The 13,843-nt window shown below is 71.0% G+C and carries 12 protein-coding genes; 3 read left to right on the top strand and 9 right to left on the bottom strand.

Features of this window, described 5'->3' with window-relative positions; translation table 11 throughout:
• Window positions 1-63 precede the first annotated feature (63 nt).
• Window positions 64-1,596, bottom strand: coding sequence for an FAD-dependent monooxygenase (locus ACZ6S0_RS37610; RefSeq protein ID WP_465924097.1), 1,533 nt, complete (start codon window positions 1,594-1,596; stop codon window positions 64-66).
• A gap of 101 nt (window positions 1,597-1,697) precedes the next feature.
• On the opposite strand from ACZ6S0_RS37610, the gene ACZ6S0_RS37605 reads away from it, so the two are divergent.
• Window positions 1,698-2,360: a TetR/AcrR family transcriptional regulator gene (locus tag ACZ6S0_RS37605; protein WP_465924096.1), complete on the top strand. Its 663-nt coding sequence runs from the start codon at window positions 1,698-1,700 to the stop codon at window positions 2,358-2,360.
• Between the two features lie 133 nt (window positions 2,361-2,493).
• On the opposite strand, the gene ACZ6S0_RS37600 is transcribed toward ACZ6S0_RS37605, so the two are convergent.
• The 6 genes from ACZ6S0_RS37600 to ACZ6S0_RS37575 form a co-directional block, all read right to left on the bottom strand.
• On the bottom strand, window positions 2,494-2,949 hold the full coding sequence (locus tag ACZ6S0_RS37600) for a carboxymuconolactone decarboxylase family protein (RefSeq protein ID WP_465924095.1): 456 nt from the start codon (window positions 2,947-2,949) through the stop codon (window positions 2,494-2,496).
• Window positions 2,950-2,991: 42 nt separating this feature from the next.
• Window positions 2,992-3,894 carry a sigma-70 family RNA polymerase sigma factor gene (locus tag ACZ6S0_RS37595; RefSeq protein WP_465924094.1) on the bottom strand — a complete coding sequence of 301 codons (903 nt, stop codon included), beginning with the start codon at window positions 3,892-3,894 and terminating at the stop codon, window positions 2,992-2,994.
• A 1,004-nt stretch (window positions 3,895-4,898) separates the two neighbouring features.
• Window positions 4,899-6,245: an SMP-30/gluconolactonase/LRE family protein gene (locus tag ACZ6S0_RS37590; protein WP_465924093.1), complete on the bottom strand. Its 1,347-nt coding sequence runs from the start codon at window positions 6,243-6,245 to the stop codon at window positions 4,899-4,901.
• The gene (locus tag ACZ6S0_RS37585) at window positions 6,242-6,613 is read right to left on the bottom strand and encodes a hypothetical protein (protein ID WP_465924092.1); all 372 of its coding nucleotides are present in this window, start codon (window positions 6,611-6,613) and stop codon (window positions 6,242-6,244) included. The genes ACZ6S0_RS37590 and ACZ6S0_RS37585 overlap by 4 nt, the downstream gene beginning before the upstream one ends.
• Window positions 6,614-6,763: 150 nt before the next feature.
• The gene (locus ACZ6S0_RS37580; RefSeq protein WP_465924091.1) at window positions 6,764-7,411 is read right to left on the bottom strand and encodes a response regulator transcription factor; all 648 of its coding nucleotides are present in this window, start codon (window positions 7,409-7,411) and stop codon (window positions 6,764-6,766) included.
• Entirely contained in the window at window positions 7,402-8,958 is a 1,557-nt protein-coding gene (locus ACZ6S0_RS37575; protein WP_465924090.1) for a sensor histidine kinase, read from the bottom strand. The genes ACZ6S0_RS37580 and ACZ6S0_RS37575 overlap by 10 nt, the downstream gene beginning before the upstream one ends.
• 381 nt (window positions 8,959-9,339) lie before the next feature.
• Between ACZ6S0_RS37575 and ACZ6S0_RS37570 the strand changes: the two genes are divergently transcribed.
• Both ACZ6S0_RS37570 and ACZ6S0_RS37565 read left to right on the top strand, forming a co-directional pair.
• Window positions 9,340-9,822: a SigE family RNA polymerase sigma factor gene (locus ACZ6S0_RS37570; protein WP_465924089.1), complete on the top strand. Its 483-nt coding sequence runs from the start codon at window positions 9,340-9,342 to the stop codon at window positions 9,820-9,822.
• Window positions 9,819-10,826, top strand: a complete 1,008-nt coding sequence (locus ACZ6S0_RS37565) for a hypothetical protein (RefSeq protein WP_465924088.1) — start codon at window positions 9,819-9,821, stop codon at window positions 10,824-10,826. Before ACZ6S0_RS37570 ends, ACZ6S0_RS37565 begins: the two co-directional genes overlap by 4 nt.
• A gap of 24 nt (window positions 10,827-10,850) precedes the next feature.
• On the opposite strand, the gene ACZ6S0_RS37560 is transcribed toward ACZ6S0_RS37565, so the two are convergent.
• Window positions 10,851-12,152: an MFS transporter gene (locus ACZ6S0_RS37560; RefSeq protein ID WP_465924087.1), complete on the bottom strand. Its 1,302-nt coding sequence runs from the start codon at window positions 12,150-12,152 to the stop codon at window positions 10,851-10,853.
• 368 nt (window positions 12,153-12,520) lie between these two features.
• Complete coding sequence (locus ACZ6S0_RS37555; RefSeq protein WP_465924086.1) at window positions 12,521-13,681, bottom strand: ROK family protein; 1,161 nt, start codon at window positions 13,679-13,681, stop codon at window positions 12,521-12,523.
• Window positions 13,682-13,843: the final 162 nt, after the last annotated feature.

Genomic DNA, 13,843 nt, shown 5'->3' with positions numbered 1-13,843 from the left:
GGGGACACCGGCGCCCGAGATCCACCCGACATCCTGGCCACCGAAGAGTCGGTCACCCCCGGTTCAGGCGACCAGGATGGACCTCAGGTAGTCGACCACCGCGTCGCCTGACCGGGTCCGCACGGCCACGTAGCCGTCCGGCCGGACGAGGACGAGCGTGCCCCGGCCGGCGCCGTAGCGCTTGCTCGGGGGGCCTGGCTCCAGGTGGTGGACGCGGATGTCGTCGCCGTGGAGTCTGTCCAGGCGCTCTGCCAGACCTGGCACCGCCGCGCCGAACTGGAGCAGTGTGAAGTGAGGGCCGCGGAAGAGGTCGAACAGCCGCGACTGCGCGCCGGTCACCGGGTGCCGGCAGGGCGAGTCGGGCGCCCGGTCGCCGGGACGGACCTTGCCCTTGTCTCCGACCGACAGCTCGGAGTCGCGGTAGTTCACGCCGAGCTGGGAGGTCCTGGCGACGATCGCCTTGCTCACCGCGGGGCTGCGCATCAGCGGCAGGATGATCCGGTCGCGCAGGAAGGTCATCACAGGCTTGGTGGAGAACAGCGCGGTCATGCCGGCGCCGCTGGTCCTGAGCACGGATTCGGCCACCGGGCGGCGCTCCCGCTCATACGTGTCGAGCAGGCTGTCGGGGACCTGGCCGCGTACCGCGAGGGCCAGCTTCCAACCGAGGTTGTAGGCGTCCTGGATGCCGGTGTTCATGCCGAGCCCGCCCGCGATCGGGTGGACGTGGGCGGCGTCTCCGGCGATGAAGACGCGGCCGGCACGGTAGCGGTCGGCGAGCCGTACCTTGTAGCTGAAGCGGGACAGCCAGGTGGCGTTGTGCAGGCGCACGTCCGTGCGGCCGGTGCGCTGCGCGAACAGACGCTGGAAAAGCTCGAGTGAGGGCTCCTGACCGGCGCCCTCCTCGCCAGGGCGCACGGTGAGGCCGAACTGCCACGACTGCGTACCGGGCAGCAGCGCGAGGCCCACGGAGGACTCATCCGCCGCATACCAGACATAGGAGCCGTCTCGGGGCAGACCGTCCACCTCCACGTCGCCGAGCAGGTAGTGCTCGGTCTCCGACACCAGTCCGGGGAAGGCGATCCCGGCGGCCTCCCGCACGGTGCTGCCGCCGCCGTCGCAGCCCACGAGGTAGGAGGCGTGGATCACCTCACCCGTGGTGAGCCGCGCGACGACCTGGGTGTCGGACTGCTCGAGGTCGGCCAGTCGCAGGCCGCGCTCCACGTGGCCGCCCAGCTCGGACAGGCGAGCGCGGAGTATCTGCTCGGTGCGCCACTGCGGCAGCAGGACGAGCGTCGGGTACGGCACATCCGGCCGGGGGTGGACACCGGCCAGGAGGTGCAGCTCCGCGACGAACCGGCGATCCATGTAGATCCGCGCCGGCATCTCGGTGGTCCCCGCGTCCAGGAAGTCCTGGACCACGCCGAGATCGTCGAACACCTCCAGGCTGCGCGGCTGTATGCCCTTGCCCCGAGACTGGTGGTGGAATTCGGGGGATCTGTCGATCACTCGGAAGGTGATGCCGCGCCGGGCCAGCTCGCAAGCCAGCGTCAGCCCGGTCGGCCCGCCTCCGACGATGAGTACGTCCACGCCGGTCATGTCTTCCCTCAATTCAGGACGGAACCTATCCGTTCCATTTGCAGGCTAAGCCGCTCCGAGGTCGAGACGCAACCGTTCCGTCTCGTGTTAGGATCGCCGATATGGCCGAGATCCACCCGCGTGGTCGTGGCGCCGCCGTGCTGCGCCAGACGGTCACCGACACCATCGTCACGGCGGCGGTCGCCGAGCTGGCGGAGACAGGTTATGCCGGTATGTCCATGGGCGCGGTGGCCCGGCGGGCCGGCACGGGAAAGGCCGCGCTCTACCGGCGGTGGCCGTCGAAAGAGGCGATGGTGGTCGACATCATCGAGATCGTCGCCTCCCGGCAGGTCCCGGTGGGCGGTGCCGGTGACCTGGGTGACGACGTGCGGGCGTACGTCCGAGCGGTGGCCGATACGCTGTCGGATCCCGTGGTCATGCGCATCGTGCTCGATCTGACAGCCGAGGCCGCCCGCAGCCCTGGTCTCTCCGAGGCGTTCGACACCGCGATCCGGCAACCGCGCAGGGCGGCGTGCGAGCGGTTTCTGACGAGCGCGGTGGAGCTTGGCCAGTTGCCCGCCGACCTCGACCTCGACCTGGCCCTCGACCTACTGGTCGGGCTCACGCAGTGGCGGGTGCTCAACACCGGCCGGACGGTCGACGACTCCGCCGTCGAAGCGACGAGCAAGCTGATCATCGAGGCGCTTCCACTCTGCGTGGGCGCCGCCGACAGGCGGGTGGAGGTCGAGCAGCACAGAGGTCCCCGTCCGGGGCGGCAGGGCTGAGGGCGCCCGACGGAGGCCATCGCGCGGAAGACGGTGACGAACGGCTTTGGCCGGGCGGGGAGGTCCGGCAAGCCTGTCGGGCATCCCCGCCCGCGAACCAGAACCTCGTACTCGCCATGCGGCACCCGCGCGGTCAGGCCGGGATGGGTGTGGGCCTGTTGATGAGGGCGATGTTCATCCAGAAGCCCGCCGAGGCGAGCACGATCATCAGGGTGGCCATCGCCTTGTCGTCATAGTGCTTCGCGACCTCCCTGTACAGGTCGTCCGGTACCCGTTCCGCGCCACGCGCGCCGGGCAGGAAGACGGCGTCGGTCAGCGCCAGCGCGGCCTGCTCGGCGTCGGTGAAGTACGGCGCGTCCCGCCAGGTCGCCACGGTGGCGATCCTGGCCTCGGACTCGCCCGCCTTCCGCAGGTCGGCCGAGTGCCGCAGCACCTGGTAGGTGCTGCCGACGATCTGGGCGGCACGCAGATGGACCAGGCTGGTCGTGGTCGCCGGCACCGAGCCGTTGCCGGTGGTCTTGACCATCGCGCCGGCCAGCTCCTGGATCTCGGGCAGGTGTGTGTTGGCGTCGGGGAGTCGTGATCCCACGGTGTCCTCCATGATGCTCGGTGCTCGGAAATGGTGTCGCCCCTATGAACCCTCGCGCGCCGTCGATGTGACAGGCGGCGGAGGAATTCCGGCGGCGTCGGCGAACTGGCGTACCCGCTCGGGGTCGCGGAGCCCGTCGACGGCGACGATGCGGTCGCCCGCGACGGTGAACACCAGCACAGCGAACGGCTGGTCGTCAACGGTGACCAACGCGCCGACCGCGCCGTTGACCAGCACGGGGTGCAACCGCCCGCCGTACGGGCCGCGGCTGTGCCTGGCCACGGCCGCCGCGCCGCGGACGACCACCCGCTGCCCGTCGGCCCCGAAGTCGGAGGTAAGGACGACGTCGGAGTCGAGGATCTGGACCAGGGCGTCGAAGTCACCGGCCCGTGAGGCCGCGTAGAAGGCGTCGACCACCTGCCGCTGCCGCACCAGATCCGGGCCGGGCGACGGGAACTCGGCGCCGTTCACCCGGCGCCGTGCCCGGCTGGCCAACTGCCGCGCGGCGGCCGGCGTGCGGCCCACGATCCCGGCGATCTCGTCGAACGGCAGCTCGAACATGTCGTGCAGCACGAACGCCAACCGTTCGGCCGGACCGAGCCGGTCGAGCACCACGAGCAGGGCCAGCCCCACCGAGTCGGCCAGCAACGCCTCCTGCTCCGGGTCAAGGTCGCCGTCCAGGATCACGACCGGCTCGGGCAGACGCGACTCCTCCCGCCGCTGCCGCCGGGAACGCAGCGTGTGCAGGCATTCCCGGGCCACAACGGTGGTCAGCCAGCCGCCGAGGTTGTCGATCTGGTCCGCGTCGGACCGGCAGAGCCGCAGCCAGGCGTCCTGGACGGCGTCATCGGCCTCGGCCATCGAACCCAGCATCCGGTAGGCCGCCGCCCGCAACCGGGGCCGGTTCTGCTCGAAACGCTCGGCCAGCCACTCGGTCTCCTCCATCGGTCACATCATCCCCTCGTCAAGGCTCAAAGACATGAACCCGCGAAGGCGCCGAATGTGACAGCAGACCGGCCCAGGACCCGTTCTGTCGGACCCGCCTGTCAGGATCGCCCGTATGAGCGCGCGACCCCCCACGTCCGCCAGAGCGGACGTGCACGTGAGCCATCATCAGATGCTCGTGAACGAGGAGACGGGCGCCGACCATCCGTCCCGAGTCCCCAATGGTCTGACGGCGTCGGCCCCCGGAGCGGCGGTGATCCTGACCGGCATACACTCCGGGGTCGTGGACGTCACTGTGCGACTCGCCGACGCGCCCCCTGCCACCACGGCGGAGGGATGGGACGAGGTGGAGGACGTGGAGCTGATCAGCTTCACGGGCGAGACACGGTTGAGGGGCCTCATGGGCCACCTGCCGGAGGCGCTCCCCAACCTCACCCCACACGGTCCCGGCCGCTACGGCCTGCGTGTGCACGCGCGCGGCCGCCACCTCGATCCCTGCGCCGTGCCGAGCGTGCCCTTCGAGTTCTACCTGGTCACGGTCTGGCCCGTCGAGGTGGGGCCGAAGGCGTGCGCCAAGCTCGGCGTGGGTGTCGCGGAAGAGCTGGGGCTGCCGGGCAAGTCCGCCGAGATCAGGCGCTGGGCCCGGGAGCACGCGCGGCCGGAGAGCGAACCGGGGCGCGTCGCCGGGAACGTCCCTCCTCTGCCGCCCACGCCCGTCCTGGGCACCGCACGGGCGACCGAGCATCGGTTGCGGATCGTCAATCCCCACCGGGAGCCCGCCGCCGGACCGGAGCTGCCGGAGGGCCTGGTCGCCGCCGCTCCGGACGCGGTGGTCATCAGGACGCTCAAGGGCCGGGGCGTGGTAGGGGTGCACGTGCGGTGGGATTCGTCCGGGTCCCGCGGGCCCGTCTCCGGATGGGAGGAGGCGGAGGAGATCGAGTTCGTCACGACGACCAGCATCATGCAGGTCGACGGCATGCAAACCCGCGAAGGAGCGCCGCCCCCTAACCTGACCTACCAGGGCGCCGGACGCTACGGCCTGCGTGTCCACGGGCGGGCGCGGCAGGGTGGTGGGCTGTCGAACCGGCCCGGCGAGTCGTACCTGCTGGTCGTGTGGCCGATCGCGTTCGGAGCCTGAAACGTCGGTGCCACACGTCCCCATCAGCGATGGACCCCTGCCGGCCGTCGACACCGCCGACCGGCTCGCTCACCCGCCGGATCCCCGGAGGCGCGGGCATGATCCGCGCGTGGGTGCCGTTCAGGGTGCCGAGTAGCCACTGGTCCCGCCAGGGGACGACGTTCGTGGGGGCCTCGGTGAAGCCGACGAACTGCCGCAGCACCTCGCCGCCGGTGGACAGGACGAGGATGGAGCCGCTCCGTACCGCGTCGGGGTTCTGCAGGAGGGAGGCGGGAAGGCGCGCGACGGTGTGGCGGGCCCACGGGTGGGGCAGGACGTGGCGGTCCAGTACTGCCACGCGGTCGTACATCGGCGCCAAGAGGCGGTCGGCGTCGAGCGTGAGGCCGTCCATGATGCCGGGAACGTCGTCGGCGAACGGCTCCGTGCTGCCCGCCTTCTCCCCGGCGAGCCAGAGTCTGGTGATCCGGTACCGTGTCGATTCCGCGATCAGCAGGCTCCGCTGGTCGGGGGTGATGACGATGCCGTTGGGGAAGTGCAGGCCGGACAGCAGTTCGGTCGTGGTGCGCGTGGCGGGGTCGTAGCGGATGACCCTTCCGTGGGCACGGCCCTCCAGGAAGTCGAACAGCGAGAAGGAGGTCCGGTCCCCCATGGTCGAGCTGTTGTACTTGGCTGAGGAGTCGGACAGGTAAACGGCGCCGTCACGGCCGATCGCGAGATCGTTGGCCGAGCGGATCGGCTTGCCTGCCGCGGAGTCGGCGAGCACGGTGACGGCACCCGCCGGTGAGACGGACTGGAGCCCGACCCCGTGGTTGGCCACGATGAGGTGGTCGCGGGCGTCGAACGCGAGCCCGAGCGGTCGCCCGCCGACCTCGGCGAACGGCTCGGCGGCTGCCGCGCCCGGCCGGAGGCGGAGGATCCGGCCCGTCTTCGTGCCGACGAAGATCTCGCCGCCGCTGTTCACCGCGATGTCCTCGGGGGCGGCCGCGGGCGTGATCGCCCGTACGGAGGCCGCGGCAGTGCGATCCACCCGGTCGGGAGGGACGACGGTCCCCGGGCCTGGTCGCCAGGCGACCGGTTCGAACGGGCGCGCCGGGGGTTCGGCCAGGAGGAAGAAGGCCGCACCCGTGATGACGATCAGGGCGAGCGCCGAGCCGACGATCCGGGTGACCCGTCGGCGCGGGAATCTGGGCGCACCAGTGCGCGGCCTGCTCACAGGCCCGCCTTGGACGCGTCCCGACCGGAGGCGGCCGGAACGGAGGTCGCCGGTGACCTGCTGAGCAGGACCGCCATGACCACGGCGACCACCACCAGGGCCAGGTTCGGCCAGGCGAAGACGCCGCGTACCACGTAGCTGAAGATCGAGACCGTGATGACCCCCGCCGCCCAGCCGAAAGCGAAGATCATCCCGGTGCGGGCGTGGCGGCTCGGCAGGACGCCGGACCCCGCGAGGAGCACGGCCACGGCCACATCCGGCCACAGGAACATGTTGGCCGGCCGGTGTGCTCCGTCGAGGGCCAGGTACACGGTCATGATCAGGCTCATGGTGGCGGCGACGCATCGGGCGACGGTGACGACGTTCACGGGAGGCTCACTCTCGTTCGGCCGGCCGCCATCGGCAGGGCGGCCACGCTCACCGGATGAGTGTGTCGGCGCACTCTCACGGCGAGAAGCGAGCCTGCCCGCACCCATGGGCGTGCCATCCGCCTCCTCGTGGTGCGGTTACCCGCACCTTCAGGCGTTCAGGTAGCGCAGCACGGCCAGCACCCGCCGGTGGTCGTCGGGCCGCGCGGGGAGGCCGAGCTTGGCGAAGATGCCGGTGCAGTGCTTTTCCACGGTTCGTTCCGCGATGGCGAGGCGCTCGGCGATGGCCTGGTTGGTACGGCCCTCCGCCATCAGGGCGAGGACGGCGCGCTCCCGGCCCGTCAGGCTGTGCAGGGGATCGTCTCCGCTCGCGTGCCGCCGCACGAGCTGCTCCACGACGATCGGGTCGAACGCCGATCCGCCCCGGCCCACCTGCCGCACCGCCGCGGCGAACTCGGCCAGGTCCGACACCCGGTCCTTCAGCAGGTAGCCCAGCCCGCGGGCGCCGCCGGCCAGCAGTTCCACCGTGTAGCTGACGCGCACGTACTGCGACAGGACGAGAACGCCCGTGGCCGGGTGGGCTCGCCGGATCTCCTGGGCGGCGCGCAACCCCTCGTCGGTCCGCGTGGGCGGCAGGCGGATGTCGACGACGGCCACGTCGGGCCGCCGCGCCGCCACCTCCGCCAGCAGTGCCGAGCCGTCCTCCACTGTCGCGATGACGTCGAACCCCGCCTCGCCGAGCAGCCGTGCGACTCCTTCGCGCAGCAGTGTGTTGTCCTCCGCGATGACTACGCGCACGGCAGCATCGCCTCGATCCGGGTGCCTCGGCCGGGAGGGCTGTGCACGTGCAGGCTCCCGCCGTTCGTCTCGACCCGGCCGGTGAGCCCGCGCAGGCCCGACCCCCGTTCGGGGTCGGCCTCCCCGCGCCCGTTGTCGCTGATCTCCACCGACAGCCAGCCGCTCGCCCGGCTGATGCTGACCGACGCCTGGTCGGCCGCGGCGTGCTTGGCGAGGTTCGCCAAGGCTTCGGCCACCACGTAGTAGGCGGTGGTCTCCACCTCCGCCGGCAGGTCGCCGGAGACGTCGGACGAGACGGACACCGGGACGGGCGCCACGGCGGCCAGCTCGCGCACCGCGCCCACCAGGCCCCGTTCGGTGAGGATCGGCGGGTGGATGCCCTGGGCGAGCGCGCGTACCTCGTCGAGGGCGGCGAGGGCGGTGTCCCGGGCTTCGCCGATCAGCGGGCCCACCCGTTCGGGACGCGACGCCAGCGCGGCTTCGGCCAGGCTGAGCGTCAGCGGGATGGCCAGCAGCCGCTGCTGGACACCGTCGTGCAGATCACGCTCGAGCCGGCGGCGTTCGGCTTCTGCGGCGCGTACCAGATGGGCCCTGGAGTCGGCGAGCTGGCGCAGTCTGGCCCGCAGTTCAGCGGTCAGGCGCTCGTTCTCCAGGGCGAGCGACGCGGCGGCGCACGCCGCCTGGATCAGCTCCGGGTCCTCCAGCAGGGCCGGGTCATGAGCGAGCACGGCGAGCGGGCCGTCCCTGTCCACCTTGGTCACCACCTGATCGGGCCCTGCGCACAGAGGGCCTCCCTCGACGTCGAGGTACCCCTTCGACTCCTGCACCCAATAGCCCACCCGCAGGGTCGGGTCATGCAGCGTCTCGGCCAGCGCGGTCCGGAGCGTCGCCGGGTGCGCTTCTCTGTTCAGCCGCACCACCAGGCCGGCGACACCGCCCCGGTCCATCCGGCGGCGCAGCAGGCTCCAGAGGATGGCCAGCGGAACCGCGGCGAAGGCGGCCTGAGCGGACAGGGCGAGCACCGGGTCCGAACCACCCGTGACCGTCACGGGTTTCCACACCACGAACAGAGCCGCGGCGACGACGGCGGCCACGAGTACCGGCGTGAGCATGCGGCGCCGGGCCACGCTGCTGTCGCGCAGCCGCAGCACCTGCATGGCGATCACGGCCGCGCCGACGAGCACGAGCGCCGACGTTCCCACGTCGCCGATCACCTCGGCGGCCGCCCGCCCGGCGACGTGTCGCACGCCCATGACGACGACGCACACGTAGCCCAGGGCGACCACGGCCCGGGGCCTCCGGCTCCCCAGCGTGCCCGTGGGAAAGGCCATGACGAGGTGTGCCAGCAGCGCCGGCCAGGCTCCCGCCGTCACGGCGATGACCTCGCGGGGGACGGGGAGCGGAAGCTGGTAAAGCGTCCACAGCACGCCCTCGGTGACCAGCAGCGGCCCGAGCCGACGGCCGGACCTCGACCGCCACGCCACGACACCCGCGACGAAGAAGGCGGCTGTGGCGAGGGCCGACACCAGCACGGCGGCCGGCGACAAGGCGTCGGCGTTCAGGGCCAGGGCGTCGATCGGGGATCGTCCTTTCTCGCTGCTCCCATCCGCCCGGAGAAGGGGCGAGCGTCTGCCTCAAGAATACGCGTGAGGCCCGACAACCTCTTGATCAGCCGCGCCCCGGCACCGTCGGCTCACCACGCCGACAACGGCTTGTCCGCCCCCCGAGAAAGGTCGGAGTCGGCACTGGCGCGAGTTCGGGCAGTCGCTTCAGCAGCGAGTACGAGAGTTCTGAGCTGGGCCGACGCGCCCAGCCCACGCAGGGTCCCGCCCGGCACCGAATTTCCCTGGACCGGCCCCCGCCATCGGGCAACCCGTCGCCGCGGCCGATGCGTCAGTACCGTCAGTAGACCAACGGAAGGCAACTAGGTGGCCGATAGGGCAATATTTCAGGACTTCGTGGTGGCGCGGTCCGACCGGCTCCTGCGCTTCGCGTACCTCCTCACCCACGACTGGGCCATAGCCGAGGACCTCCTGCAGGAGTCCTTGGCCAAGGCGTGGTTCGCCTGGCCGGGCATCGACGAGCCAGAGGCGTACATGCGGCGCGTGCTCATCACGACCTACACCTCGTGGTGGCGCCGGCGGTGGCGCCGGGAACTGCCCAGCGACAGCCTGCCGGATCGGCCGGTGCACGACCAGGTGGCCGACGAGCGGGAGGCGCTCTGGCAGGCGGTGGGCCGGCTGCCCGCCCGGCAGCGCGCAGTGATCGTGCTGCGGTTCTACGAGGACCTCCCGGTGACCGAGGTGGCCCAGCTCATCGGCTGCAGCCCCGGGACGGTCAAGAGCCAGACCGCCAAGGCGCTGGCCAAGCTGAGAATCGACGAGTCGGTGGTTAAGGAGCTGCAGAGGTGACCGTAGAGAATCTCCGCGACGTACTGCGCGAGCACGCCGACCTGCTGCCGCCGCCGAACCCGTCGCGCGCCGAGCAGGTACGCGACCGCGTGCGAAGGACCCGGGTGCGCAGGCGGACCGCGATGGGCGCGGCCGTCGTGGCGGCGGCGGTGGCGCTGACCGTGCCGCTCCTGTCCGCCACACCGCAGCCCGCGACCACCACGACGGCCTCGGGCGGGCCCACGCCCGCGCTGCCGGAGCAGTTCACCTCGGCGGACGGCACAGGCTACCGGCTCGTGGGCAGGACCGCGATCGAGAAGACGGGCGATGCCAAGGTCACGCTCAAGGTCCCCTACACCGGCAAGCCGCTGGACGTCGGCGGCATGTGCGCAGGGCCGGACAACAGCCCGCCGCGAGTCGAGGTCGAGGGGTCTCGGCTGCGGCTGCCGGCCTCGTTCACGGTGTGTGATCCGGAGCTGCGGCTGCACCCGCTGGACGTCCCCGAGGGCGCCACGGAGGTGACGGTCACGTTCAACACGGTGACCTCAGGCCGGGGCTGCGTTCAGGAGGAGCCGGGTGGTGCGTGCGTCACCCAGACGCCCGCGCGTGGTTCGTGGGCGCTGGGCGTGTACGAGTGGACGCCGCCCGCGCGACCAGTCGCCCCCGAACCACTGCGAGACATCCCCGACCGGCTGGGCGAGTGGCGGCGCACCGAGACCAGAAGCGGCCTCTGGCCGCAGGACACCACGGCCACGTTCGAGGTCGGCGGCCAGGCGGGCAGGGTCGCCCTCGACCAGCTCTGCTCGGGCGAGCTGGCCACGCGGCTGAAGTTCAGCTTCAAGGTGAACGGCCAGAGCGAGGCCGCTACAAGCGCTTGCGGTGTCTGGACCTCAGGCGAGTTCCCGACGGCGATGAACGAGCTCAACCTGACCGAGCCCGCCACCATCACCGTGGAGCTGTCCATGGTCGGGCAGTCCACCAACCGCCCGATCCGGTGGTCGATCGGCCTGTTCGAACGATCGTAGGAACATGTCCACCACGCCGCTTCGCTACGTCACCGGAGTGGAGGATGTCTCGCGGTTGAGTTCTGCGGCGCGGGTCATCTCGGCGTCGATCACGGTGCTCTGCGGCCAGGTTCGTACGGCGACCGCCATCACGAGCAGGCCGCAGACGCCCCACACCCCCACCACGACCGGTACGGGGAAGCTTTCCGCCAGCGCGCCAGCGGCGAGTACGGCGGCGGCGAACGAGAGTTGAATGCCTCCCTGCATGACGCCGAACGCGCGGGCGCGGAAGCCGTCCGGAAGCACGCTCACGAACAGGCCGTTGAGCGGCACGACCACCGTGGCGGTGACGCCGGTGCACACCCCCAGCAGGAACACGACGACCGCCGGAGGATTCGCCAGCGCGGGCACCAGGAACACCGGGCTGATCAGCAGCATCGGCTTGATCAGCTTCAGCCGCCGCGACGGCGTCATCCCGCGCACGACGAAGGCGCCGATGACGTTGCCGATCGGCAACGCCGCCATCAGCAGGCCCGCGGTGCGCGAGTCTCCGCCGAGTTCGGCGGCCCAGGCGGCGGCCAGCCCTTCCGGCACGATCTGGATCGCGACCATGCTGAACACCACCAGGGCGATCGGCCGCATGACGCGATGCCCGAACACCACCCTGATGCCGTCACCGGTCTCTTTCAGCAACGAGCGGCCAGGCGTCGCGGCCACTGCCACGGGGCGGGGCCGCACACCGCGCCACAGCAGCAGGGCGGAAACCCCGAACGTCGCCGCGTTGATCAGCAGCGCGACGCGCCCGTCGACGGCGGCGGTCACCCCTCCGAGCGCGTACCCGGCCACCTGAGCCGCCTGGCCCGCCATGTTCTGCACCGAGAGCCCCACGACGTAGCGGTCGCCGGTCAGGATCTGCGCCACCATGGCCGAGCGGGCCGCCTCGAACGGAGGGGTGAGCAGCGAGGAGGCGAGCAACAGGAGCAGCAGCACCGCCAACGGCAGTCCGGGCAGGACCATGAACGCGACCAGAACGAGCCGGACCACATCGCAAAAGATCATGACGCGCCGATACGGATACCGCTCGGCGAGCGCGGCCAGCACGGGCCCGCCCGCCACCCAGGGCAGATAGCCGACGGCGAAGCCCGCCGCGGACAACAGCACCGAGCCCGTGTCACTGAAGATCAGAACGGCTACGGCCACCTTGGCGAAGTAGTCACCGATCCAGGACAACACCGCTGCCATGAACAGACAGCGGTACTCCGACACCCCGAAGACCTCACGGAACGTGGCAGGCCGATCCGCCGGCACCGGCTTCCCTCGACGGCCGTCGACCACGGGCTCGTCCACGAACGCTCATGCCCCCTCATGACACGAAAGCAAAAAACGTGTGGCCCGGCAGGCGCCGGGCCACACTGATCTGGGATCAGCCCCAGCTAGAGTCACGACGCATCACAATCACCCCGATCCATTGATCGTTGGCCATGTCCGACAAAGTACTATGATCATAGTTAAATAGCACTGTGCGCAAGTCCTTCTGATCAAGAACATGACCGCGTCCGCGGCGATGCCGCTTCACCCACAGTGGTCCCCAGCACCCCAGAGTGACTCTGAGCGGCCGCCGTCTTCCTGCGCATATGTCTCTTACGCTGGTGTTCCGGATCAGATGAGCGAGCACCTTCGGTTCGGCCAAGCGATTCGGCGGGCCGCGTGCGCCGTCAGACGCCCACAGTCCGGTCGACGGACTCGGGCGCCAGAGCGTGCTCGATGACCATCACGGCGGCGCCGGCCACCCCCGCGCGATCTCCCAGGCTGCTGGTCCGGATGTCGAGGCGCTGTGTGGCCAGGGGCAGCGAACGGCCGTAGATCACCTCGCGGACGCCCGCGATCAGATGGTCACCGGCCCCGGCCAGGTCTCCGCCGATCACGATCTGCGCCGGGTTGAAGAAGTTCACGATCGAGGCCAGCACGTGGCCGATGTCGCGGCCGCTCTGCCGGACGAGCCGGACGGCCCTGGCGTTGCCGGCCCGCACGAGCCGTACGACGTCGCGGCTCCCGGCGGCGTCGAGCCCGTCCTCGCGCAGCCGCGCGGCCAGAGCGCCGCCGCCGGCCACCGCCTCCAGACAGCCGAGGTTGCCGCAGCGGCACGGGACGTGCTCGGAGCCCGACACCTGGATGTGGCCGATGTCGCCGGCCGCGCCCCTGGAGCCGCGGTGCAGCCGGCCTTCGGAGATGATGCCGCAGCCGATGCCGGTCCCGACCTTGGTGAAGATCAGGTGCTCGATGTCCGGGCTGGCGGCCCAGTGCTCGCCCAGCGCCATGATGTTCACGTCGTTGTCGACGAACACCGGGGCGCCGAGGCGGGAGCCCAGCCAGTCGGGCACGGGAAAGCCGTCCCAGCCGGGCATCAGCGGCGGGTTCACGGGCCGTCCGCTGTCGTGCTCGACCGGTCCCGGCAGGCCGACGCCGATCCCGCAGACGTCGGCCACGCCGTTGCCCGACTCGGCGAGCAACTCGACGCAGGTCTCGAACAGCCAGGCCAGGCAGGGCTCCGGGCCCTGGTCGACGGGCAGGTCGGCGGTCCGCTCCGCGAGCACCGCGCCGCCGAGGTCGGTGATGGCGACCTGCGCGTGCGTGACGCCCAGGTCGGCGGCGAGCACGGTCCGCGCGCGGGGGTTGAAGGCGAACGCCGTGGGCGGCCTGCCCCGGGACGGGACGGCGTCTCCCGCGGGCACGATCCAGCGCTGGTCGAGCAGGACGTCGAGCCGCTGGGTGAGCGTGGATCTGGCCAGGCCGGTCAGCTCTACCAGCTCGGCGCGGGTGCGCGCCTGACCGTCGCGCAGGATCGACAGCAGCGCTCCCGGTGTGGCCTGTGCCAACTCCACTCCCCTTCGGTGCTCACACGTTCATCTTATGCCGTATTCTAGCTGACTTTTGCTTGACCATCGCCATAATACGCGTTTAGCATCCGGAAACATGGAGGACATTGGCCGCAAATCGGCTGATAACCAACGGACAGGCCGCGCCACTTCTGCCCGCCA

It is taken from the genome of Nonomuraea sp. NPDC051298, assembly GCF_055586305.1.
Note: the sequence above shows the minus strand (reverse complement) of the source record. Positions and strands in the feature narration are given on the sequence as shown.

Bases quoted from the DNA above. Each gene is read 5' to 3' on its own strand.
- ACZ6S0_RS37610 (WP_465924097.1), bottom strand. From the start codon at position 1,596: ATGACCGGCGTGGACGTACTCATCGTCGGAGGCGGGCCGACCGGGCTG.
- ACZ6S0_RS37605 (WP_465924096.1), top strand. From the start codon at position 1,698: ATGGCCGAGATCCACCCGCGTGGTCGTGGCGCCGCCGTGCTGCGCCAG.
- ACZ6S0_RS37595 (WP_465924094.1), bottom strand. From the start codon at position 3,894: ATGGAGGAGACCGAGTGGCTGGCCGAGCGTTTCGAGCAGAACCGGCCC.